Here is a 21364-nt window from a genome sequence, read left to right as displayed (position 1 = left end):
GGTAAAGCAGTGGTTTTGCCGACTTTTTTGTTTTCAAAGTCTGTAGACTTCAAATCCAAAGGCTTTCCGCCTCCAAATGCAATTTTCCAAACGCTTTCTTTTACATTTGTTACCCGAAAGAATCGTCCATGAAAATAACTATTGTCGCCGGAGCTCGTCCTAATTTCATGAAAATTGCGCCGCTTATTCGCCAGATAAAAAATCGACAGGAACAACGGTCCGATATACATTTCCGATTGGTGCACACCGGACAGCATTACGACGCCGCATTAAGCGATGTTTTTTTCGAGCAACTTCACATACCAAAACCCGATGTTAATTTCAACGTAGGTAGCGGCAGCCAAGCTGAGCAAACTGCAGCAATTTTAATCGCTTTTGAAAAGGAGCTCATCGAAAATCCTTGCGATTTGGTACTTGTTGTTGGCGATGTAACTTCGACGATGTCCTGTGCTATTACGGCGAAGAAAATGGGTGTGAAAGTAGCCCATGTTGAAGCGGGAATTCGTTCGGGAGATTGGACCATGCCTGAGGAAATTAATCGTAAAGTAACCGATTGTTTAACCGATTTACACTTTACAACCTCTGTTTCAGCATCAGAAAATTTGTTGCGAGAAGGAGTTAATCCGCAGCAAATTCACTTTGTTGGAAATGTAATGATTGATTCGCTGCTGCATTCGAAACCAAATTTTAAAGCACCTGATTGGTTTGCGGAAGCTAATTTAGAATCCGGGAAATATATCTTACTGACCTTGCATCGGCCATCCAATGTCGACAATGGTGATCAATTGGTGCACACACTAAGAACAATAGAGCAAATTGCTAGCGAGCGCGTTGTTTTATTTCCGATTCATCCGCGAACGAAACACGTTTTAGGATCGAAGATCAACGAATTTAAACGCATTTATTTCACCAGCCCACAGCCGTATTTAGAATTTATGTGGTTGGTGCAAAACAGCAGTTGTGTGATAACCGATAGTGGCGGCTTATCTGAAGAAACTACAGTTCTTGGGATAAAGTGCTTTACCCTACGAAACAGCACCGAAAGGCCCGAAACAATTGAGATAGGTACCAATACCTTGGTAGGGACCGATTTAAATGTCCTTTCAAAAGCATACACATCCTTCCTTAAAAATGGATTAGGAACACACGGCATTCCCGAGCTGTGGGATGGTCGAGCCGCCGAGCGTATTTTGGAGATAATTTTGCGCGAAAATGCCTGAAATACTGATCATTACTAACTATTTTCCACCAGAAACCGGAGCGGCAGCCAACCGAATCATGCAACTTGCGCAATTGCTTCAAAAAAACGGAAGACAAGTAACCGTGTTTTGTCCGCTTCCCAATTATCCTACGGGCAAGCTGTATCCCGGCTATAAAAACAAACTAAACACACGAGAATCGGTTCAGGGAATTTCGGTAGTGCGTTTTTTTATATGGCCATCGGCGTCGAAAAATCCGCTTGTGCGACTGTTTTCTACTGCTTCTTTATTGTTGTTACTGTCGTTTAAATTACTGTTTTCGCGCTTGCCTAAAGATGTTGTGGTACAATCGCCGCCCTTATTATTGTCGTTTGTCTGTTGTGCGATTTTGCGCTTACGCAGAAAAAAAATCATACTGAATGTCTCCGACTTGTGGCCTTTAGCCGCAGTTGAATTACAAGTTATACCACCCAAAGGCATCGGCTACCGTGCAGCCTGCTACTTTGAACGAAAAATATACGGCTGGGCGCAGGTTATTTTGGGTCAATCGGAGGAAATTTTAACGCACATTAAGTCCTTTAAACCTAAAGCGACATTAGAACTTTACCGGAATTTTCCGGAATTTTCTCATGAAGCAACGCCTGTTGTGGAGAATGCCGAAAAAGTGCAGATTTTCTACGCCGGACTTTTGGGTGTAGCTCAAGGAATTTATCGTTTATTAACCGAGATTTCCTTTGATGCGAACAAGGTAGAAATTCATGTATTTGGAGCAGGTGCCGAACAAGATTTAATAAGTAGATATTTGAGTCAAAAACCGAATTGCGGCATCTACTTTCATGGGAATTTAAGTCGCTCTGAATTGCAGGCTCGTATAGAAAAAATGGATTTTGCTCTGGTGCCGTTAGTAAGTCGCATTTACGGTTCGGTTCCGTCTAAAATATTCGAATACAGCAAAATGGGATTTCCACTCATTTATATGGGTGGTGGTGAAGGCAGCGATATCGTTCGGAACTTCAATTTGGGTTACGACGTTGAAACGGGTGATTACAAGCGTCTTTCCGAGCTAATCTCACAAGTAGCCCAACTAGATTCAGCGGAACGAATGGCTTTAAAATCTGAGGTTTTTCTGACCGCAAATCGAGCATTTAACGCGGCAGAACAATTTCAAAACTTAGCTGTTTTTAAAGGCTGAAACAGCTTGTTAAATTGAAGACTTAATACGCCTTTTCGTCGCCACGAACCGCGTTCACCACCGTCATGACAATAATTTTAATGTCGAGCAGTAACGACCAGTTTTCTAGGTAAAATATGTCGTATTTGACGCGATAAATGATATCTTTCTCATTTTCAACTTCGCCTCGAAATCCGTTGGTTTGAGCTAAGCCGGTAATTCCTGGTTTAATGAAATGACGAACCATAAACTTATCGATCTTTCGCGCGTACATTTCGGTGTGCGACACCATGTGCGGGCGTGGTCCAACAACCGACATATCGCCTAAGAGCACATTAAAAAATTGTGGCAATTCGTCGATGCTCGACTTTCGAAGGAACTTGCCAATTCTCGTAATACGCGGGTCATTTTTAGTAACTTGTTCTATATCAGCAATTTCATTGAGCGTCATCGAACGAAATTTAAAACAATTAAACTCTTTGTAATCCAATCCGTTACGCCTTTGTTTAAAGAAAACTGGGCCTTTGGATTCGAGTTTAATGATCAATGCTAAGAGGGGTGTGAGCCAAGAAAGAAAACCGATAATGATTACAATACTAAAAAGAATATCGAATATGCGTTTTGCTGTTCGATTGATCGGATCGTCGAGCGGAATATCGCGCAGAGATATAATAGGAATGTAGCCGTAATAATCGAGTTTGGTGTTATTTCCTAAGATGTTGCGCTCGTCTGGAAGAAACTTCAAAATTTTGAGATTATTATCGGCAAAATCAATAAAAGTTTCTACTTGAGTAGGCGACAAATCAACCAACGCACAATAGATTTCATCTATTTTATTTGATTGCACAAAGCTTAAACACTCGTCAATCTGCTGCTTTTTGTCGGATTCTAGATTAAAAACTCGAATTAAATCGTATCCATAATCCGGATTATCATTAAAAAAGTCGGCTAAAGCCTGCACATTTTTGGGTTGCCCAACTAAAACCACGTTTCTAAAATTTCCTCCGTAAATAGCTCTATATCTGCGTAGTGAATAATAGATTAACAACTTCACGGTTGCTACGATACAACCTGAAGAAAGCGTGTAAGTTAATACTTCTTTGGCCGGAACTTCTTTAGAATAAATTCCCGCAAAAGCGAAACAAACGAGCGTAAAAAGGAAAAGTTGTCTCGCAAGCTTATTTAGAATAGCAACTACTTTCGTAAAACGGTAAACTTCGTAAAAATCAATGTTTAGTGCAATGATTACCCAACTTAGCGAAATAAAAACCGAAAAATAAATGCTTGCAAATTCACTTCCCAACATGCAAATGGAAAATAAATTAATCACAACCAAGTCGAGCACATACGTGGTCGGCCGAATGTAAACAGAATATCGTCCTGTTTTTGCGCGCATTCTAGTGGTTGTATTTGGAGAAGTCTTTGTGGTCTTGTTTTTCTAAGTCGGCCTTCGACAAGCTTTTGAAGTAATTATAAGTTAGTTTCATCCCTTTTTCGCGGCTTACTTTTGGCTCCCAACCCAATAGCTCTTTTGCTCGAGTTATATCCGGTTGCCGTTGCAAGGGGTCGTTTTCTGGAAGAGGTTGAAAAACGATTTTCTGCTCCGTTCCGGTAAGCTTGATAATTTCTTTCGCGAAGTCAAGAATGGTGATTTCGTCTGGATTTCCAATATTTACAGGTAAAGAATAATCGGAGTGCAATAATCTAAATATGCCTTCCACTTGGTCGTCTACATAACAGAACGAGCGTGTTTGTAATCCGTTTCCAAAAATGGTGAGATCTTCACCACGCAGTGCCTGACCAATAAAAGCTGGAATTACTCGACCGTCGTTGAGACGCATGCGAGGTCCGTACGTATTAAAAATACGAACAATTCGGGTTTCCAAACCGTGAAAACGGTGATAAGCCATGGTTATGGATTCTTGGAAACGCTTCGCTTCGTCGTAAACGCCTCTCGGACCAATGGTATTTACATTTCCGTAGTAATCTTCGGTTTGTGGATGTACGAGCGGATCCCCGTATACTTCTGAAGTTGAGGCGATTAAAATTCGTGCGTTCTTAACTCGAGCTAATCCGAGTAAATTATGTGTTCCCAACGAACCAACCTTGAGGGTCTGAATTGGTATTTTTAAGTAATCGATCGGGCTGGCTGGCGACGCAAAATGGAGTATGTAATCCAAATCACCCGGCACAAAAACAAATTTGCTTACATCGTGGTGATGAAATTCAAAGTTTGGATGCTGAAAAAGGTGTTCAATATTTCGAAGGTCTCCAGTAATAAGGTTATCCATGCCAATAACATAATAACCTTCGGCAATAAAACGATCAGCTAAATGCGAACCTAAAAAGCCCGCCGCTCCCGTAATTAAAATTCTTTTCATTTATTTTTCTTCAATATTCGTTTTGCTGGCAGGCAATGCGGTATTGAATAAACAGTAGAGTACTGTAAAGAAAATCAGCCCGCGTTGCCTGCAAAAAAACGATTCGGTCAAAAATAAGACTATAATAGACAACGCGAAAACGATATGTAAGAAATCTGCCCTTTTTATCGCATTTCTCATGTTTAAAAAGAGCATCGCTAATAACAATAGAAATCCGAATACTCCCAATTCTGCGAAAGTTTGTACGTATTGGTTGTGGAAATTGAATTCTGCATATCCATTGTAAAGGCCGTGCTCATTTGCTTTTGCTACAATTTTGCTTTGAGAAGCTTCTAAGCCATAGCCTTTAAAAAAGATGGCATCTTCTTGCAACATTTCACCAAAAATACGGGTTTGATAAATACGTAATGCGGTTCCAGGAAAAAAGTGGTTCTGCTCAAACTTGTCCATATTCCACGCTTGATGAAGCGAGATGTTGTACACCTTTCCTTGTCCGTTTCCAATAGTTGTGTTCAACGTATTATCAACAAATGCTGTTTCATACTCCAGTAAGAAGCGTTCGCGAATATTCTTTACAAAAACTAATGAAAAGGCTAGAAATAACAGAAGTGAAATTAATGTCAAATACCGAACACTTTTAGGAACCTTTGAAAAGAACGAATAAAAAACAACAACTAAAACGGCGTCAATAAAAATGACGCTCTTAGAAGATAAAAGCAACACAAAAACGGCGAGGATAGCTAATGCCGCTTTTTCGATGGTTTGCTTCTGCGGAAGCGAGATAAAGTAAAATAATGCAAATGATGCAAAAACCGACATGTAAATGGCATTGCGTTCAATGGTGACTAGGTTGTGATAAAAAAATGCCGAATTATCTCCAGTACTTAAGAATGTCACTAAAGCCACTCCAATAAAAAAGATGGCATAAGCCGCAAAGCCAAACGAGTAGAACCTAAAAACGCCCTGAAGTTGTTGTGAACTGTACGCCGGTAAACATGAAAATGCAAAAGGTATAATGAGAAAAACCAGATCTTTCCGCAAACCGTTTAAAGTAGCGCCGTAATCTATAGACCATGCCGCAGAGACCGTCATGAGCACATAGAACAAAATTGGCAGTGCCAAGGACAGCGTCAATTTAAAATTTGTACGTGTAAACGACAATAAACAAAGCACCGCTAACAAAATTGTTGCTATGCTGCTGTAGGCAAATTTTAAAGGAATACTTGTTAAAACAACGGCTGCTAAAAACAGTTGCGCTCCTGCGTCAGTTCTTAGGTTGCTGATTTTCAGCCAGGCGAGTTGTAAATAATTGTAGATAAGCGTCATTAATCTTTTCCCACGAAAAATTGGTTGCAATTGCGCCAAAATTTTCAGAAACGAAGCGCAAGTTATCACTTTTTTGTTTGTGAGAAACTAAATCTGCTACTTCTTCCGCGGTGGAAAAATAATCGGCATTTTCTTTTAAAATTGCTCGATTAAAAATGTTATTGTGGGCAACAATATAAGCCTGAGAAGCCATGGCTTCGAGTAGGGATGGGTTTGTGCCGCCAACAGAATGTCCGTGAAAGTAGATGTTTGAAAAATAGCGTAAATTATTAAGTTTCTCCAAATCGTAAACGGAACCAACGAATACAATATTGTGTGTGTTGCCAAATTTATGTTTGAGATAATTGCCAAAAGCGGTTTGATGGTTACCGATGACCAACATCTTTCGCGTTTGCTTTGCTAAAGCAACGCCATCGAGAATGGTCTCTACGTTATTTTCGGGTTCCAGCCGCGCGATGAGCAAGTCGTATTGATGTGGGGCTACTTCGAAACTTTGAATCTGAGCCGCATCGGGCTGATCGAATTGAAAGGCTCCGTAAGGAATGTATGTCGAATCGACTCCGAAGCGCTGTTGCAAGTGCTGTTGAATTCCAATCGAATCGGCCACCAGAACATCGCTGCTTTTCACCGCTAATTTCTCGCTAAAGCGAAGTAACTTCTGAACGGGTTTTGAAAATTTGGTGCGTTTCCACTCCAAACCGTCCATATTAGTAACGATTAGCGCTTTCCGCGGAAGCAGAAACGACCATATAGAACTCGATGTGTAACCCAATTGAAGTACGACATCGAATTTACGTTTGCGAATGTCTAAAATACAGTTCAAATCGTAAATGTATTGACCGGCTGTACCCATTTTATACTCAGGATCGTAACATTTTACTATTTGAACACCCTTATACGATTGTTCTATGTATGGATGATTGTGCGAATTGTAAACAACTACCTCGTGGCCCTTCTGTGCCGCATACACGCTGAAGAATTCAGCAAATTGCTCGAAACCGCCGTAATGATTCGGAATTCCTCGAGTTCCTAAAACTGCAATCTTCATGAGTGGTCGGTATTTTTGAGTATACTTTGATACGCCTTGAGCGTTTGCGCAGCCGTTTCTTCCCAAACGTACTTTTCGAGTATCTGTTTGCGAAATGCTTCGTCAACCGGAGCTGCATATGCCGTGTCGATTGCTTTACGGATACTTGTTATGTTATCGGGTTCGCAATAAAACGCGTAGTCTCCGAAATAATCATAGGTGTCGCCTTTCTTGGTTGCAACGATATTACAACCCGATGCCGCCGCTTCCAACGAAGACAAGCCAGGCGTTTCCATCCAGCTTACCAATGCGTGTACTTTAGCAACTCGGTAAAGGTGCCGTAAATCCGATTGTGGCATCGGTTCTAAAAAAACAACATTTGCACCTGCTTCTGCACGTACTTGATCGACGTACTTACTCTGATTCGCAGATGCCTTTCCAACCAAAACCAAAGTGTAAGGCGCGTCTTTTACTGCACGAACGAGTTGTAAAGTCGATTTACGTCCTTCGATTCTAGCGGCACAAACGATACAATCTTTAAATTGAGCAAACTTCTCGTTTGGCTCGGTATCTGTGGAGAACAAGGACTTGTCTACTGCATTTGGTACTGGGAAATAATGCGGATTCTTTAAATTAAAATCGGCAATTACCCGCTGCATCTCGGAATCGGAATTGGGCAAAAATACGTCGGTTTGCGAAACCAGTTGTTTCATTAAGCCGTAGTATCCTTTGTAAAGCATCTGATAAACGCCCTTATGCATGCGTTTCTCGACCCAATGACGTATAAATGTTTTTACATATCCTATTTGATAGGGGCTCAAAATATTAGCTATAACTTGAAATGCACCTCCGCGAGCCTTGCGCTCAAACTCCGTATACAAACCGTAAATGGTTGACAATGCCACAGGCTTTCCGTGCTTTTTTGCATGTGCCGCTTGTATGGCCGATTCTTGTGGTTCCATCAGATTGAAAACGTGAACCAAATCATACGTTTGCAAATCGGGTTCCAACTCGATACTGATGGTTACTTCAACGCCGAGCTTCTCAAGGAATTCCTTGGTTTTCTGCATCTGAATGAGATCGCCTCCTGGAGCAGAAAACAAATTGGTTCGAGAAAGAAATAATACGCGCATCGGCCGTTTTTTAGCGCGACAAATATAGTTTTTTTAGTAGTTTCGCTCCACGCGAAAGTGCGTGTATTTGCTCATGAAAAAAGTACTGTTTTTATTTGGCACGCGCCCGGAAGCCATAAAAATGGCGCCTTTGATTGAACGCTTTTCGACAGACTCCCGATTTGAAGTAAAAGTTGCTGTTACGGCTCAGCATCGCGAAATGCTCGATCAGGTGCTTTCGTTTTTTGAAATTGCCGTTGATTACGACTTAAACGTTATGAAGCCGAATCAAACGCTACATCAACTCACTGCCGATTTGATTTCGCGCATTACCAACGAAATCTTGTTGAAAGAACCGTTTGATTATGTCTTTGTTCAAGGCGATACAACCACTGTTTTAGCTTCTGCTCTAGCCGCATTCTACCAAAAAATTAAGGTCGTTCACATAGAAGCCGGATTGCGAAGTGGCGACATACACTCCCCGTTTCCCGAAGAAATGAATCGGGTTTTAACTTCGCGCATCGCCGATTTTCACTTTTGTCCGACCGAAACATCGAAGGACAATTTAATTCGTGAAAACATCCATAAAAACGTTTATGTAGTTGGCAACACGGTTATCGACGCGCTTTTAACTGGACTTCAGAAAATAGACCCAAATAGCGAAGCAAACTTACTTGCGCGTTTTTCGGATATTGATTTCGAGAAGAAAATAATTCTGGTTACTTGCCACCGTCGAGAAAACTTCGGAAAGCCTTTTGAAGAAATTTGCGAAGCGCTGCTTGAAATTGCCGCTGCCCGATCAAACGAAGTTGAAATTGTTTACCCGGTACATTTAAATCCGAATATCAAAGAAATTGCGCACCAGAAGTTGCTCGCTCCGAACATCAAGCTAATTGCTCCGCTGGATTATCCGGAATTGATTTGGATGATGAACAAAAGCCACATTATCTTAACGGATTCGGGCGGTATTCAGGAAGAGGCGCCCAGTTTAGGAAAACCGGTTTTAGTTTTGCGAGAAGTTACCGAACGTACCGAGGGTGTAGATGCGGGAACTGCGGTTTTGGTAGGATCCGACAAGAAAAAAATTGTTTCCGAAACTCAAAAACTGCTCGATGATTCCATGTATTACCAATCGATATCAAAAGCTTCGAATCCGTACGGAGATGGAAGTACAAGTAAGCAGATTATAGAGATTTTGGCTGCTGATTAAACTCAAAGTAGAGAAAAGCTCCCAAAAGAAAAGCCATGATATCTCTCGGATTGTAAATCCCCGTTATTGTTAAGGTGGTAAAGAAGAAGGCTAGAGCGATCCCAGAAACAAAGTATGTTGTCATTATTCTTTCACCATATACTCGCCTGTAAAGTTTCCACAAGAACAAAAGGTATGCTAGAAGCCCAATAAATCCAGTTTTGTATAAAATATAAACATATCCATTGTGTAATTCGGATATAAACTTGATTCCTTTGTCTTTATAGTTTTCGGTTAACGGGGCAAAGAACTTTAAATTAACGAGTGAGCCGTGGCCCGTTCCAAAAATATAGCTGCTTGGATGATCGTTCATAAGATCAAAAGCCCTTGCCGCTTCATAACCGCGCCAATGATCCCAGAGATCTTTGTGGTTTTCGCGGTCAATTTTCGTTTTAAAGATCTCAGATGGCGCATTTTTTACTTTATAAAGGAAAGACTCTAAACCTGGTTTTTTTCTATCAATTTTAACTGAGAACAAATACGTGTAAAATAACGCAATTGCAATGATAAAAAATCCGATTCCCTTTAGTGCTTTCCGAGTAATAATTGTGTATCCGTGCAACGTCAATGCGAGAATTATCGCAACGACAATCATTGTTCTCGAGAAGTAAAGTAAACAAGAAATGAATAATAGACAGCTAACTAGATTGTGTTTTAAATTGGAAGAAAAAAGCAGTTCTTTATTAAATTTTTTATAGTAGACCAGAAAAAACAAGGCAAATAACTCTAAAAAGTTATCTCTGCTAAATTCTCTAACCTCTGTGACTGACGAAAAGCCCGAGACAAATAAGATGATATAGAAGTGAATAATTGAAGATATTAGTCCTGTATAAACAATTGTGTGAGCTAATTCTTTAAGTCCTCCGATTTTTTTGACAAACAAAAAGCCTATTAATATTGCTAGAAGGGGTTTGATAAAATGCAAGATGTCTTTTATCAAATTAAAAGTGGAATAACTACTAACAAGAAATCCGACAAAACCAATTAAAAAAATTACAAGTAAGGGATACATTGAAAAAAGCAGTCGTTTGCTAATCATTGCCTTTTCAAAAACAAAGTAAATAGCTAGAACTAAAATCTGCAGGAATATGGCAATTTTAAATGATGCAACATATAATTGCGATAATAATGCAAATCCGAGTAGGAATGAGTAAAAGGTACTTTTTGAGATCTTCATCACTTTTCTTTACATAATGAGCCTGTTGTATTTACTAAATATCCTTCAGTCTTTTTACAGTTTTGTTAATGAGTAGAGCTACAGAAAGGAGCGTTTTTTTATATCCCCGATAGTGTTTTGCAATATAGATTTCATAGCCTCGAACCAATAACGGATTCTTAGATTTGTTAAATCCTACGAAATGTAGATAGCTTATTTTTGGAAAGAAAACCCTTCGCAATCCAAGATTAGCAATTTTCCGACATAAATCAACATCTTCCACATACATGAAGTAATCTTGGTCGAAACCGCCAACCTTAGTGTAAGTTTCTTTATTCAATAAAAGAAATGAGCCTCCTAGCCAATCAACATCGTATGAATCTCTTTTAAAATCCTGTGTTTTAAAATCTCCTGAAAGCTGCAAAAGGTACTTCATACGCAACATATTCTTAAAATTTGGGAAGTTTCCTGCTGCTGTCAAATATTTGGCATCTCCATTTAACATATTAATACCTATTACGCCAATAGTATTATCTGATTTTAATAAATCTAATGCGGGTGAAATTGGATCTAAAACTACAGTGTCGTTATTGATTAAGAGTAGATAATTTCCATTTGCAAGCTCGACAGCCTTGTTATTTCCTTTTCCAAAACCAAGATTGACGGCTGACTGAATAAGCTCTACCTCGGGGAAATTTGTCTGCAAAAAACAACAGCTATCATCAGTAGAATTGTTGTCTAGTACTATTATTTCAAAAGTAATATTATCAAGGCTTCTATAAAGGGAATCTAAGCAATCTTGCAAAAATCGCTTCCCGTTGTAGTTTACAATGATCACTGATAGTTCTACCGTCATGCTAAAATAATGTATAGTAACCCAATTTCTTCTTTATATAATACATGCAACTGCCGTTCATAACAACATTAGTAACTAAACTTGCAGTAGCAGCTCCAACTATTCCATACTGAGGGATAAGTAGTAGCGCAAAAATCAAATTAAAAAAGAAGCTTACTAGTGTAATGTTTTGAAGGATACGCTGATTATCGGTCATGTTTAATATTTGATCGACGTTGCCGGACAGCGCATTAAACATAATACCCACTGAAATAATTATGAGTGCGCAACTTCCGTCTTTTGCTTCTTCTCCCCAAATTTGTAGAATGAATTCACTTCCAAAAATCAATATTAACACTACAGGGACTGTGCAAATAGCAACCAACCTTGTAGAGTTCTGAATAAGTTTTCGCAATGCGAAATACTCCTTCAATCCGTATAACTCTGCGATTCTAGGAGTGATGATCGTACTTACTGAAATAACTATAAGTAATCCTACACTACCTACTTTGTAAGCAATGTTATACACTCCTACTAAATTTTCGGTTACTAAAAGTCCGAGGAGAATTGTATTGGTATAGTTTAACATGTACATAAATAAACTACTAAAAAGTAGTGGAGTTGCTTCTTTAATAAGTTCTCGTGTTGAAAGGCCAGTTCGTTCCTCTCGTTTTACGCAGTCAAAAATTGTAAATGCTTGTAAGATCACATTTAAAAAAATAGCTATCGCAAAAGAAAGCAATGTTGATTCACTTGAAAAATGAAGTGTGGCGAATAAAAGTAATAGTGTTGTCAAAAAAATATTTGGTAACACAAACATAAAAAAGTTGAACTTTTTAAAGTTCTTTATTGCGAGAAAGAAATATAGAAAGATTTCATTTGCAACAAACACTGGTATAGAAAATGCGGCAATCTCTAAAAAGCGCTCTAGTTCAGCGTTTTTAAATAACTTTACAGCGATAAAATCCGCATTAAAATAAACTAAAGTTGCGGGAATTACAGATATTGCTACTGCTCCCTTCAATCCTTTCTTTAATAGGTCTTTAGATTGATGGTAAGTAAGTTTTTGGTTACCTACAATTTTAATTAGTGTGCTTGGAATTCCTAAGGTGAAAAAAAGTGCGCTTATTTGAGAAATAGCTAAAACTAAAGAATAATTTCCAAACACCGCTACACCAAACAATCTCGAAATAAGAACCGTAATGATGAAAGACATCCCTAAACCGAAGATGCGATAAACGAAATTTAGGCTAGAAGTGGTGAAAATACTTCTAGTCTCTTTGATCGATTTAATCATGAAAACAAAAGTAGAGAATCAAAGACTTTTTTCAGCTAAATAAAAGTACTGATAGCTAAAAAACTCCTCAAATAATCTAAAAGTTGCTTTATTGAGCAACTTTGCGTACGACCTGCCTTTATAGTTCGTAATTGAACTTTCTTCTTTAAGAATAGTTAATCCCGAATCTGTCAATAATTCCACAATGTTTTTCCTGCAATAAAACCTCACATGAGTGTAATCAAATATGCCGCTTTCCTCGTACCTGAAATCGCCTTGAAAAACGATTTTCTTTATTGCGGAATAGTGTCGAATATTAGGCATACTTACAATAATCTTTCCACTGTCTTTAAGATACATTTGAAGTTTCTGAAGTACTGGTTTGGGTTCGGTAATATGTTCTAAGACGTCTGCTAATAAGATCAAATCGAAGTAGCTCAAGTATTCCGACAAATCAACCTCTGTGATATCCCCAAAAATTAATCTATCTATAGGCTTATAGTTGTTTGGATTTGATTTATCCTCAAAAATATCAACGCCAACCGCTTCAACAGCAATGTTATTTACTTTAAGAAAATACAATGTTGTACCGTACCCCGCGCCTATCTCTAAAACTCTAAGATGTTTGGAATTTGGATCGATCAGTCTGATTAAATCATGTCTTATTCCTGCATAGTAATCGGATGCCTTGTCTTGATAGTTCATGAATAGAAAATTTAGGTCTAAAAAAGGTAATGTGTAGACGGTGCGTAGAGCTAATATATTACTTATTCTATTAAAAAAAGTGAAAAAGAGAAGTAAACTTTATATCTAAAGAGGTTGAAAAATAAGCCTTTAATATGTAATAAGACTAGTAATTGATGTAGCACTGTGTGATTTCGGTTGTTTGATCTAAAATTAGCTGTTTTTTAATAAATTATAACCATTTAAATTAAGAATTAAAAAAGCCGCCTTGGATTGAGGCGGCTATAGGACTTATTTAAGACTTTACTAATTTTTCTAACTCTACTCCCAGAGGTTCGAGTGGATAAAATATCGGGTCATGTATATTTCCCGATTTTTTAGGCACAAAGGTCGAGCCGTTCATGTCAACAGTAAGCTGTTCATTTGGTGCAAAAAATTGGAAAAATAAATTTCCTTTCGCTTCGAATTTTTTACCAAAATAATCAACTGTGAAATTTTCAATTTTCATTTGTTGCTGTTCTTTATTTTCTCCAACATCAAACCTTAAAAAACTAAATGCTACGTCTTCTGGGAAATTAAAAACGATCTTTTGAGTAGTCGGCTGTCCTTTTACATTAACTCTAACAGACTTCTCTTCGTTGAAAACAGATGTTCCGTCCTCTGTGTAAAAGATCTGAAAGGAGTCGTCTTTAGGAACTATCATGTCTACGACAATTTTAACTTTACTATCTACTGGCTTTTCAACCGCCACTTGCTCAGTTTGTTTCTCGCCTTTACAAGCTAAAAGAAAGATTGCTAAAAATAAACTTAAGAATAACTTAATTTTCATGGTTTTTAATTTTGCGCAAAAATATTGCTTTTATCGATTTATCCAAATAATTAATGAGTTGTTAGCTGAAAATAACAGAGTTAACGGAGTCCATTTTCTCTCCGATTTGCTAAATCCTCTCAACACTAACGATAAACAATCAATATTCGTATCTCAAAAAAAAAATCTACCTTGTACTACATAAAATCATTTACCCAAATCCAGATATGATAACAAAGTTTAATGATGTCCACCCTTTAATTAGAAATCGTGTAGTTTTAAAAATAATCTTCTTTGCGATTTTTTTTAACTTTATCCTTTCATGCTCATCTACTGATGAGGTAGTTGAGATTATAAATGAAACGCCCCCCGAATATTACATCGCTGTTGACGGAGTTAAAACCGATTTTTCAACAATAGATAACCCGAATTTGTCCGTAACCGTCTATAATGATGCTGTAGTTCTAGGTGCAACTTTAGTAGGTGCAACACCTATAAGTTTATCTTTAACCTATACAAAATCAGGAGATTTTTTGAGGGGAACACTTTTTTTATATGAAGGTGCTCCATATAATAACCAGTTTAACTTTCGAAACTATCAAAATTTTCCTGCTAACTTTATGCAAGTACACAATTTTGAAATCAATGATGTAAATAATACACTTACAATCGACTTTGAAGGAAAACTATATAGTGATGTTAATAATTTAGCCTCCTACCACCGAAATATTAGGGGGATTTTAAACAAAAATTTCGTTCGAGTTAATGAAAACTTATTGAGCCTTTTCTATCAAAGCATACCGCAATATTGCACCGCATTAATTAACGGAGAAAGTTGGGTTGCAAAAGAAATTGGGTCTGAGAGTACTTTTACTGCCGAAGACGATTACAGATTTATAATACACATCGCTGAAAATACGCCTCCTGGAAGTTTTGAGTTCGACCCAAACAGCATTGGTAACTATGTAAAATTTCAACGTTTTAATTTAAATTCAAATAGTTTTGAAGATTATATAGTTTCGGGAGTTATAAGTTATTCATATCGCGAATTCCACGGTGCCCGAAGATATTCACATATAGGTACATTTTCATTTTTAGCTACCAACCCAAATAATCCTGCTGAGACTATTCAAGTAACCGATGGGGTTTTTCGTAATTTTCAAACTTACTAATTCATGAAAAGACTTATTCTTATCAGTGCTTTGATTGCTTTTTCTAATATTGGCTGTTCAGATAATACAGAAGCTGTTAGTGAGATAGAACCCGAAGTGGTTGCCCCAGAAAACAAATTTGAACTCTATGTTAATGGTGCGTTAACGGATTTAACAGCTCGCAATGCATTTTTAATTGAAGATAAAATTATATTTCAAACGCGTTCGTTCGATTTTGAACCCACCATTAAAATCTCAAAAGAGGGCAAAATAGGGCAGATTCATATTGATTACTTTGAATTTGGCGTTTGGCGTAAGTTTTACAATTTTAGGAATTTTAGCTCTAATTTCTATTCATTAGAAATTACTTCTTACGATACAATATTAAATAGGATTGAGGGTAATTTTTCGGGGTTTTTGTATGCCGATCCCGATAACCTAAATTCTCAATCTAAATTTGTTAATGGCTCTTTTAGTTTACCTGTAATTGAATCTGTTCCTATCATACTAGGTTTAAATAATACAGCCAAAATCAATGGTGTAGATTGGAAGACAATTCATCATTATATGCGTAAGGATAATCCGTCAGATTATCATAATTTAACGCTTCACACACTTAGTGACGATCAATTTAAGATTTTACTAAAATTTAATCGGCAAAATTCTACTCCTGGGATCTACTCTTTTAACAATAATTCGATAACTAACTCGGTTAAGATTGCAAAATATAATACGGAAACCCATGAATATTTGGTTTACGACTGTACTGGAACATTAGAAGTAACCGAACGAGTTTTTAATCTAATACGAGGAACTTACAGTTTTGTTGGGCAAAATCCAAATGACGCAAGCGACACAATTGAAGTAACTAATGGTAACTTTTTTTTAAACTTCCCTCAGTTCGATTAAAAATATCTTTTATGGTTTTTTAAACTCCCTTAAAACCCTAATCACTTCCTCAACCGCTAATTCATAATACAGCGGCAATCTAACTAAAACATCGGTAAAATGATCGCTGTTCACTAAACTTCTTCCATCGTGGCGTTCGTTATAAAACAGACTCTTGTGCAAGCTCAAATAATGAAAAACCGCTAAAATTCCGTGCGCTTTTAAGTGATTTATAACCGCCGTTCTTTGTTCTAAACTCTTACAAATCAAATAAAACATGTGCCCGTTATTGGTGGCGTAATTCGGAATCTGAGGTAATTTAATGCCGTTTGCTAGCGCCCAAGACGCTAATTGTTGGTGATAGGCTTCCCAAATAGCTCTGCGCTTGCGCTGAATGTCCTCTAAATTTTCGAGCTGTGCCCACAAAAAAGCGGCAACTATTTCAGATGGTAAAAAAGAACTTCCAATATCTATCCAACCGTATTTATCGACTTCCCCTCTAAAAAACGACGAGCGATTGGTTCCTTTTTCCCATATAATCTCGGCACGCTTCGCAAATTGCTCATCGTTTACCGCTAACATCCCACCCTCTCCAGAAATAATATTCTTGGTTTCGTGGAATGAAAAAGCCGCTAAATGACCGATGGAACCCAAAGCCTTTTTAGTGCCGTCGGCGAAAGTGTAATAGCTATCGATTGCCTGCGCTGCATCTTCAATTACAAATAAATCATGTTGCTTTGCAAGTGCCATTATCGGTTCCATGTGACAGGCAACACCGGCATAATGAACCACAACAATAGCTTTGGTACGCGCCGTAATCAAGGATTCTAAACTGTTTTCGTCTATATTTGGATGATCGGATCGACTATCAGCAAAAACAATTTTGGCACCGCGCAAAATGAATGCATTGGCAGTAGAAACAAATGTGTACGAAGGCATAATCACTTCATCGCCTGGTTCAATTTCCACTAAAATCGCGGCCATTTCAAGCGCAGCAGTACAAGAAGTGGTAAGTAAGCACTTCGAAAATCCGTACTTATCTTCAAAAAATTTCTGGCATTTCTGTGTGTAAACGCCATTCCCTGATATTTTACCCCTTTTTACCGCGTCTTCAATGTAAAAAGTTTCTCTTCCGCTTAAATACGGTTTATTGAAAGGGGTCTTCATTATCAGATTATTGGCGTAAATTTTGCTTTCGCTGGAAGCAGAAACTTCATAAATGCAATTTCTTCTTCACTACTTCTCTTGGTGTAAGTGCGATCGGAAACGTTGAAAAATGAAATGTCAGTTTTAGAAAAATCTATTTCAGAAACGTCACTAACAATTTCAATAGATCTAGCACTAGGATTCCACTGTTGCAAATAGGTGCGCATTTTCTGGAATTTCTCCGACACCGAAACTTCTTTAAATTGAAATCCTATCTTGTCCGAAATCGACTTTGCTGGCGAACCTGCGTAAATTTCGTTGTAATTCATGTCTTTAGTAACCACCGAACCCACCATGGCCATCGACTTATCAGCGGCAAGTATCGGTGAAACGATGCAATGTCCTACAAACCAAACATCGTTGCCAATTTGCATGGGCTTTTCCGACAAAAACCGACAACCTTCCAACGTATCGCCGTACTTAATATGACTCCAAATCTGCGAATGGGCGCCTATTCCACAGTTGTTTCCAATCGTAGTTCCTCCTATCGAGTCGATAATAGAAAACTGACCAATCCAAGCGTTATGACCGATATGGCAAGGCAAATACCCGTGAATATTGGTGTCGTGTTGGATTTTGGAATAATCACCAAGAGAAAAATCATCACAAATAATTTGCACATTCGTTCCAATGTAACAATTATCTCCAATAACAACACGGAGTGCATTTCCATTAATCCCTCGAATAACTGCGGAAGGCTCAATTATGGTGTTCGTTCCGATGTAAATTTCGTCGGCAGAGATATTCTTACGATTCATAATTGACAGTTTTTTCTACTATAAACGGCTTTCTGTTTTTCGATTGATCAAAGATCTTTCCGATATAAATACCCACGACTCCAGTGATGGTAATCATCATTCCAGATAAAAACCAAATCGAAATCATGATCGAACTATAACCTAAAACTTTTATTTCACCTGCAAAGTACTTGTAAAGTGTATAGATTCCTACAAGAAATGAAATCAAGGAAATAAGCATGCCAATCTTTACAAAGATCTTTAAAGGTTTATTGGAAAATGATATTATGGTATCAAATGCCAATTTAAATAACTTTCTGTAGGTATATGAAGTTTTTCCCTCTGCTCTTTTCGCGTGAACTACTTCAATTGACGTAGTACGAAAGCCAACCCAATTTACAAAGAGCGGAAACGACTTGATATAATCACTCATCTTTAAAACCTCATCGATAACTTTGCGATCGTAAATACCAAAGTTTGCTATAGTATTATCGAATTTACTGTCGGTTAAATAGCTATAGGTTTTGAAAAATATTCGCGAAAAGAGTTTTTTGAAAAAGCCGTCCTGTCGGTTACTGCGCTTGGCTAAAACAATGTCGTAACCTGTTTGCATTGCTTTAAATAACTTTTCTATTTCTTCGGGTTGGTCTTGCAGATCGCAATCCATAACCACAATTTTATCGCCTGTGGCCAAAGACAAACCTGCCATTATAGCTGGATGTTGCCCAAAATTCTTACTGAGTTTTGCAGCGACAACATGTCGATTCTTTGCAGCTAGTGCTTCAATGACTGCCCAACTATTATCCGAACTACAATCTTCTACCAAAACAATTTCATAGTCATTAAAAATCGGCGAAACTGCGTTCTCGATTCTTTCAACTAAGGTTGGAATTATGCGCTCAGCGTTATAAACCGGAGAAACTACTGATAATTTCATTGGGCTTCTTTTTAAAAAGTTTGATCCCACTTGCTGCGATCTAAAACACTATAAGCCGGTCTTTTTGCAGGCGTTGGAAAATCGGAAGTTGGAATTGGCGTTACTGCAACTTTCAGCTCTGCCTCTTCAAAGATCTGAATTGCAAACGAATACCAAGTCATTTCATTGTTTCCACAGAAGTGATAGATACCGTAAGGTACCGCTTTATGATTTTTTGCGTTTACTATAGCCAATAATGCCTGCGCTAAGTCGATTGCATGCGTCGGGCAGCCTCTTTGATCGTTTACCACAGAAACAGCTCCGCGTTCTTTGCCTAAACGCAGCATGGTTTTCTTAAAATTGTGTCCGTAATCAGAATACACCCAAGACGTTCGAACAATATAAAATGATTCCAAAATTTCCTGAATGCGCTGCTCTCCCGCTAGTTTACTTTGCCCGTAAACACCTAAAGGATTTACTGCGTCGGTTTCTTGATACGGCGTGTTCTTAGTTCCGTCGAAAACAAAATCGGTTGAAACGTGTATAAGTGAAGTATTGTATTTTTTACAAGCCAATGCTAAGTAACCAACCGCGGTTTCGTTTATTAGAAAGGCGCGATCTGACTCGGATTCGGCTTTATCTACTGCCGTGTAGGCCGCAGCATTGATACAGAAGTCGGGGCGGAGTTCTGAAAATTTATCCTCGATTTGCGACTGCTGGGTAATGTCTAGTTCATGTGAGCTGCAAAATGTAAACTCGAGATTTTGAAATTGTGGCGCCAGTTCTTGCAAACACTGCCCAAGTTGTCCGTTTGCTCCAGTTACCAACACTTTCATACCGGCAACGCTTCTTTTAGGAATGGAAGATTTTGATCTTTCTCAGAAATAATGAGCTCTTTCTCTGTTATCTGCCAATCGATAGCTAAATCCGGATCGTTGTAAAACACACCGCCTTCACTAGCTTTATTGTAGTAATTATCGCACTTGTAGAAAAAAACTGCCGTTTCAGACAATACCACAAATCCGTGTGCAAAACCGCGTGGAACGAAAAACTGTTTCTGGTTTTCTTCGGAAAGCAAAACGGTTTCCACTTTACCGTAGGTTGGCGAATTGGGTCGTAAATCAACCGCCACATCTAAAACTTCACCATGTAAAACACGTACTAGTTTTGCCTGAGCATGCTCGCCCCGTTGGTAATGCAAGCCGCGAATAACGCCGCGAGTGGAAAACGATTGGTTGTCTTGCACAAAATCGACCTCGTGACCTACCGCATCGGCGAACTTCCTTTTGTTGAAGCTCTCCATAAAATAGCCTCTACCGTCGGGTATAACCGTGGGTTCTAGAACGAAACAGCCTTTTAAAGTCGTTTCTATAGCTTTCATCCGTTGATAATTTCAATTAAATGTTTTCCGTACCCACTTTTCAATAAGGGCTGCGCCAATGCTTCGAGTTGCTGCGCGTCGATGTATCCCATTTTGAAAGCAGCTTCTTCAATAGAACCTATCTTTAAACCTTGTCGTTCTTCAATAACTTGAACAAACTGCGATGCTTGCATAAGCGAATTAAACGTTCCGGTGTCGAACCAAGCGGTTCCGCGATCAAGTATGCTCACTTGTAACTTTCCTTGTTGCAAATAGGCTTTATTAACATCGGTAATCTCGATTTCACCACGTGCACTCGGTTTGATATTGGAGGCAATTTCTACAACTTGATTATCGTAGAAATAAATTCCAGGAACGGCAAAATTCGACTTTGGAACAACCGGCTTCTCCTCGATAGAAAGCACTTTTCCTTGCTTATCGAATTCTACTACACCGTAGCGTTCTGGATCTTGTACGTGATAGGCGTAAATAATTCCACCATCAGGATTATTGTTTGCTTGTAATAAATCTGCAAGTCCCGTTCCGTAGAAAATGTTGTCTCCTAAAACCAAAGCTACTTTATCGCCGCCAATAAAATCTTTGCCAATAATAAATGCTTCTGCCAAGCCGTTCGGATGTTCTTGAACGGCGTATTCAAACCGGCAACCCAAGCGAGAACCATCTCCCAAGAGTTGGCGAAACAGTGGTAAATCGTGTGGTGTGGAAATGATTAAGATTTCCCGAATTCCCGACCACATTAAAGTGGATAGTGGGTAGTAAATCATCGGTTTGTCGTAAATCGGCATAAGCTGTTTACTTACTGCCAGTGTAAGCGGATGTAGGCGCGTACCGGAGCCGCCTGCGAGAATGATTCCTTTCATT

General features: G+C 38.5%; 21 protein-coding genes. 5 read left to right on the top strand and 16 right to left on the bottom strand.

The window, feature by feature from the left end; genetic code table 11:
- The first annotated feature begins 128 nt into the window (after positions 1 to 128).
- Together wecB (CHX27_RS12920) and CHX27_RS12915 are read left to right on the top strand one after the other, a co-directional pair.
- Positions 129 to 1220, top strand: coding sequence for a non-hydrolyzing UDP-N-acetylglucosamine 2-epimerase (gene wecB, locus CHX27_RS12920; protein WP_094487179.1), 1092 nt, complete (start codon positions 129 to 131; stop codon positions 1218 to 1220).
- A complete protein-coding gene (locus CHX27_RS12915) occupies positions 1213 to 2391 on the top strand; it encodes a glycosyltransferase family 4 protein (RefSeq protein WP_094487178.1) in 1179 nt (392 codons plus the stop codon). The genes wecB (CHX27_RS12920) and CHX27_RS12915 overlap by 8 nt, the downstream gene beginning before the upstream one ends.
- A 22-nt stretch (positions 2392 to 2413) precedes the next feature.
- On the opposite strand, the gene CHX27_RS12910 is transcribed toward CHX27_RS12915, so the two are convergent.
- From CHX27_RS12910 to CHX27_RS12890, 5 genes are all read right to left on the bottom strand, one after another.
- Positions 2414 to 3766, bottom strand: coding sequence for an undecaprenyl-phosphate glucose phosphotransferase (locus tag CHX27_RS12910; RefSeq protein ID WP_094487177.1), 1353 nt, complete (start codon positions 3764 to 3766; stop codon positions 2414 to 2416).
- Position 3767: 1 nt separating this feature from the next.
- The gene (locus CHX27_RS12905; RefSeq protein ID WP_094487176.1) at positions 3768 to 4751 is read right to left on the bottom strand and encodes a UDP-glucuronic acid decarboxylase family protein; all 984 of its coding nucleotides are present in this window, start codon (positions 4749 to 4751) and stop codon (positions 3768 to 3770) included.
- Positions 4752 to 5873, bottom strand: a complete 1122-nt coding sequence (locus tag CHX27_RS12900; protein ID WP_165764515.1) for an O-antigen ligase family protein — start codon at positions 5871 to 5873, stop codon at positions 4752 to 4754.
- Between the two features lie 142 nt (positions 5874 to 6015).
- Positions 6016 to 7125, bottom strand: a complete 1110-nt coding sequence (locus tag CHX27_RS12895; protein ID WP_094487174.1) for a DUF1972 domain-containing protein — start codon at positions 7123 to 7125, stop codon at positions 6016 to 6018.
- Positions 7122 to 8237 (bottom strand): glycosyltransferase family 4 protein, encoded by a 1116-nt coding sequence (locus CHX27_RS12890; protein WP_094487173.1) that lies wholly within the window; start codon positions 8235 to 8237, stop codon positions 7122 to 7124. The genes CHX27_RS12895 and CHX27_RS12890 overlap by 4 nt, the downstream gene beginning before the upstream one ends.
- A 73-nt stretch (positions 8238 to 8310) precedes the next feature.
- Here CHX27_RS12890 and wecB (CHX27_RS12885) point away from each other — a divergent pair, with 73 nt between their 5' ends.
- Complete coding sequence (wecB, locus tag CHX27_RS12885) at positions 8311 to 9426, top strand: non-hydrolyzing UDP-N-acetylglucosamine 2-epimerase (RefSeq protein ID WP_094487172.1); 1116 nt, start codon at positions 8311 to 8313, stop codon at positions 9424 to 9426.
- Here the strand turns inward: wecB (CHX27_RS12885) and CHX27_RS12880 are convergent.
- The 5 genes from CHX27_RS12880 to CHX27_RS12860 all read right to left on the bottom strand — a co-directional run bounded on the left by CHX27_RS12880 (position 9401) and on the right by CHX27_RS12860 (position 14245).
- On the bottom strand, positions 9401 to 10642 hold the full coding sequence (locus CHX27_RS12880) for an O-antigen ligase family protein (RefSeq protein ID WP_094487171.1): 1242 nt from the start codon (positions 10640 to 10642) through the stop codon (positions 9401 to 9403). The genes wecB (CHX27_RS12885) and CHX27_RS12880 overlap by 26 nt on opposite strands.
- A gap of 34 nt (positions 10643 to 10676) precedes the next feature.
- Positions 10677 to 11477: a glycosyltransferase family 2 protein gene (locus CHX27_RS12875; protein ID WP_094487170.1), complete on the bottom strand. Its 801-nt coding sequence runs from the start codon at positions 11475 to 11477 to the stop codon at positions 10677 to 10679.
- 1 nt (position 11478) lies between these two features.
- On the bottom strand, positions 11479 to 12753 hold the full coding sequence (locus CHX27_RS12870) for a flippase (protein ID WP_094487169.1): 1275 nt from the start codon (positions 12751 to 12753) through the stop codon (positions 11479 to 11481).
- Positions 12754 to 12771: 18 nt separating this feature from the next.
- Positions 12772 to 13437, bottom strand: a complete 666-nt coding sequence (locus CHX27_RS12865; protein ID WP_094487168.1) for a class I SAM-dependent methyltransferase — start codon at positions 13435 to 13437, stop codon at positions 12772 to 12774.
- 274 nt (positions 13438 to 13711) lie between these two features.
- The gene (locus tag CHX27_RS12860) at positions 13712 to 14245 is read right to left on the bottom strand and encodes a hypothetical protein (protein ID WP_094487167.1); all 534 of its coding nucleotides are present in this window, start codon (positions 14243 to 14245) and stop codon (positions 13712 to 13714) included.
- Positions 14246 to 14451: 206 nt separating this feature from the next.
- Between CHX27_RS12860 and CHX27_RS12855 the strand changes: the two genes are divergently transcribed.
- Together CHX27_RS12855 and CHX27_RS12850 are read left to right on the top strand one after the other, a co-directional pair.
- Positions 14452 to 15396, top strand: a complete 945-nt coding sequence (locus tag CHX27_RS12855; protein ID WP_094487166.1) for a hypothetical protein — start codon at positions 14452 to 14454, stop codon at positions 15394 to 15396.
- A gap of 3 nt (positions 15397 to 15399) precedes the next feature.
- The gene (locus tag CHX27_RS12850; protein WP_094487165.1) at positions 15400 to 16284 is read left to right on the top strand and encodes a hypothetical protein; all 885 of its coding nucleotides are present in this window, start codon (positions 15400 to 15402) and stop codon (positions 16282 to 16284) included.
- Between the two features lie 9 nt (positions 16285 to 16293).
- Here the strand turns inward: CHX27_RS12850 and rffA are convergent, their stop codons facing one another.
- Genes rffA through rfbA form a run of 6 tightly spaced genes read right to left on the bottom strand, consistent with a single transcriptional unit; the run spans position 16294 to position 21363 of the window.
- Complete coding sequence (rffA, locus tag CHX27_RS12845) at positions 16294 to 17430, bottom strand: dTDP-4-amino-4,6-dideoxygalactose transaminase (protein WP_094487164.1); 1137 nt, start codon at positions 17428 to 17430, stop codon at positions 16294 to 16296.
- Positions 17431 to 17432: 2 nt separating this feature from the next.
- Complete coding sequence (locus CHX27_RS12840; protein WP_094487163.1) at positions 17433 to 18227, bottom strand: acyltransferase; 795 nt, start codon at positions 18225 to 18227, stop codon at positions 17433 to 17435.
- Positions 18217 to 19143 carry a glycosyltransferase family 2 protein gene (locus CHX27_RS12835; RefSeq protein ID WP_094487162.1) on the bottom strand — a complete coding sequence of 309 codons (927 nt, stop codon included), beginning with the start codon at positions 19141 to 19143 and terminating at the stop codon, positions 18217 to 18219. Before CHX27_RS12835 ends, CHX27_RS12840 begins: the two co-directional genes overlap by 11 nt.
- A gap of 11 nt (positions 19144 to 19154) precedes the next feature.
- A complete protein-coding gene (gene rfbD / locus CHX27_RS12830) occupies positions 19155 to 19958 on the bottom strand; it encodes a dTDP-4-dehydrorhamnose reductase (protein ID WP_094487161.1) in 804 nt (267 codons plus the stop codon).
- Positions 19955 to 20503, bottom strand: a complete 549-nt coding sequence (gene rfbC / locus CHX27_RS12825; protein WP_094487160.1) for a dTDP-4-dehydrorhamnose 3,5-epimerase — start codon at positions 20501 to 20503, stop codon at positions 19955 to 19957. Before rfbC ends, rfbD begins: the two co-directional genes overlap by 4 nt.
- Positions 20500 to 21363, bottom strand: a complete 864-nt coding sequence (rfbA, locus tag CHX27_RS12820) for a glucose-1-phosphate thymidylyltransferase RfbA (protein WP_094487159.1) — start codon at positions 21361 to 21363, stop codon at positions 20500 to 20502. Before rfbA ends, rfbC begins: the two co-directional genes overlap by 4 nt.
- Between the last annotated feature and the right edge of the window lies 1 nt (position 21364).

The sequence above is a fragment of the Flavobacterium aurantiibacter genome (assembly GCF_002251775.1).
Classification (GTDB): Bacteria; Bacteroidota; Bacteroidia; order Flavobacteriales; family Flavobacteriaceae; genus Flavobacterium; species Flavobacterium aurantiibacter.
The sequence above is the reverse complement of the archived record's forward strand: the minus strand, read 5'-3'. Positions and strand labels throughout refer to the sequence as shown.

Coding starts and splice junctions, on each gene's coding strand:
- rfbD (WP_094487161.1), bottom strand. CDS start 19,958: ATGAAAGTGTTGGTAACTGGAGCAAACGGACAACTTGGGCAGTGTTTG.
- CHX27_RS12895 (WP_094487174.1), bottom strand. CDS start 7,125: ATGAAGATTGCAGTTTTAGGAACTCGAGGAATTCCGAATCATTACGGC.
- rffA (WP_094487164.1), bottom strand. CDS start 17,430: ATGAAGACCCCTTTCAATAAACCGTATTTAAGCGGAAGAGAAACTTTT.
- wecB (WP_094487172.1), top strand. CDS start 8,311: ATGAAAAAAGTACTGTTTTTATTTGGCACGCGCCCGGAAGCCATAAAA.
- CHX27_RS12850 (WP_094487165.1), top strand. CDS start 15,400: ATGAAAAGACTTATTCTTATCAGTGCTTTGATTGCTTTTTCTAATATT.
- CHX27_RS12910 (WP_094487177.1), bottom strand. CDS start 3,766: ATGCGCGCAAAAACAGGACGATATTCTGTTTACATTCGGCCGACCACG.
- CHX27_RS12905 (WP_094487176.1), bottom strand. CDS start 4,751: ATGAAAAGAATTTTAATTACGGGAGCGGCGGGCTTTTTAGGTTCGCAT.
- CHX27_RS12855 (WP_094487166.1), top strand. CDS start 14,452: ATGATAACAAAGTTTAATGATGTCCACCCTTTAATTAGAAATCGTGTA.
- CHX27_RS12915 (WP_094487178.1), top strand. CDS start 1,213: ATGCCTGAAATACTGATCATTACTAACTATTTTCCACCAGAAACCGGA.
- CHX27_RS12875 (WP_094487170.1), bottom strand. CDS start 11,477: ATGACGGTAGAACTATCAGTGATCATTGTAAACTACAACGGGAAGCGA.
- rfbA (WP_094487159.1), bottom strand. CDS start 21,363: ATGAAAGGAATCATTCTCGCAGGCGGCTCCGGTACGCGCCTACATCCG.
- CHX27_RS12890 (WP_094487173.1), bottom strand. CDS start 8,237: ATGCGCGTATTATTTCTTTCTCGAACCAATTTGTTTTCTGCTCCAGGA.
- rfbC (WP_094487160.1), bottom strand. CDS start 20,503: ATGAAAGCTATAGAAACGACTTTAAAAGGCTGTTTCGTTCTAGAACCC.
- wecB (WP_094487179.1), top strand. CDS start 129: ATGAAAATAACTATTGTCGCCGGAGCTCGTCCTAATTTCATGAAAATT.
- CHX27_RS12840 (WP_094487163.1), bottom strand. CDS start 18,227: ATGAATCGTAAGAATATCTCTGCCGACGAAATTTACATCGGAACGAAC.
- CHX27_RS12865 (WP_094487168.1), bottom strand. CDS start 13,437: ATGAACTATCAAGACAAGGCATCCGATTACTATGCAGGAATAAGACAT.
- CHX27_RS12880 (WP_094487171.1), bottom strand. CDS start 10,642: ATGAAGATCTCAAAAAGTACCTTTTACTCATTCCTACTCGGATTTGCA.
- CHX27_RS12870 (WP_094487169.1), bottom strand. CDS start 12,753: ATGATTAAATCGATCAAAGAGACTAGAAGTATTTTCACCACTTCTAGC.
- CHX27_RS12860 (WP_094487167.1), bottom strand. CDS start 14,245: ATGAAAATTAAGTTATTCTTAAGTTTATTTTTAGCAATCTTTCTTTTA.
- CHX27_RS12835 (WP_094487162.1), bottom strand. CDS start 19,143: ATGAAATTATCAGTAGTTTCTCCGGTTTATAACGCTGAGCGCATAATT.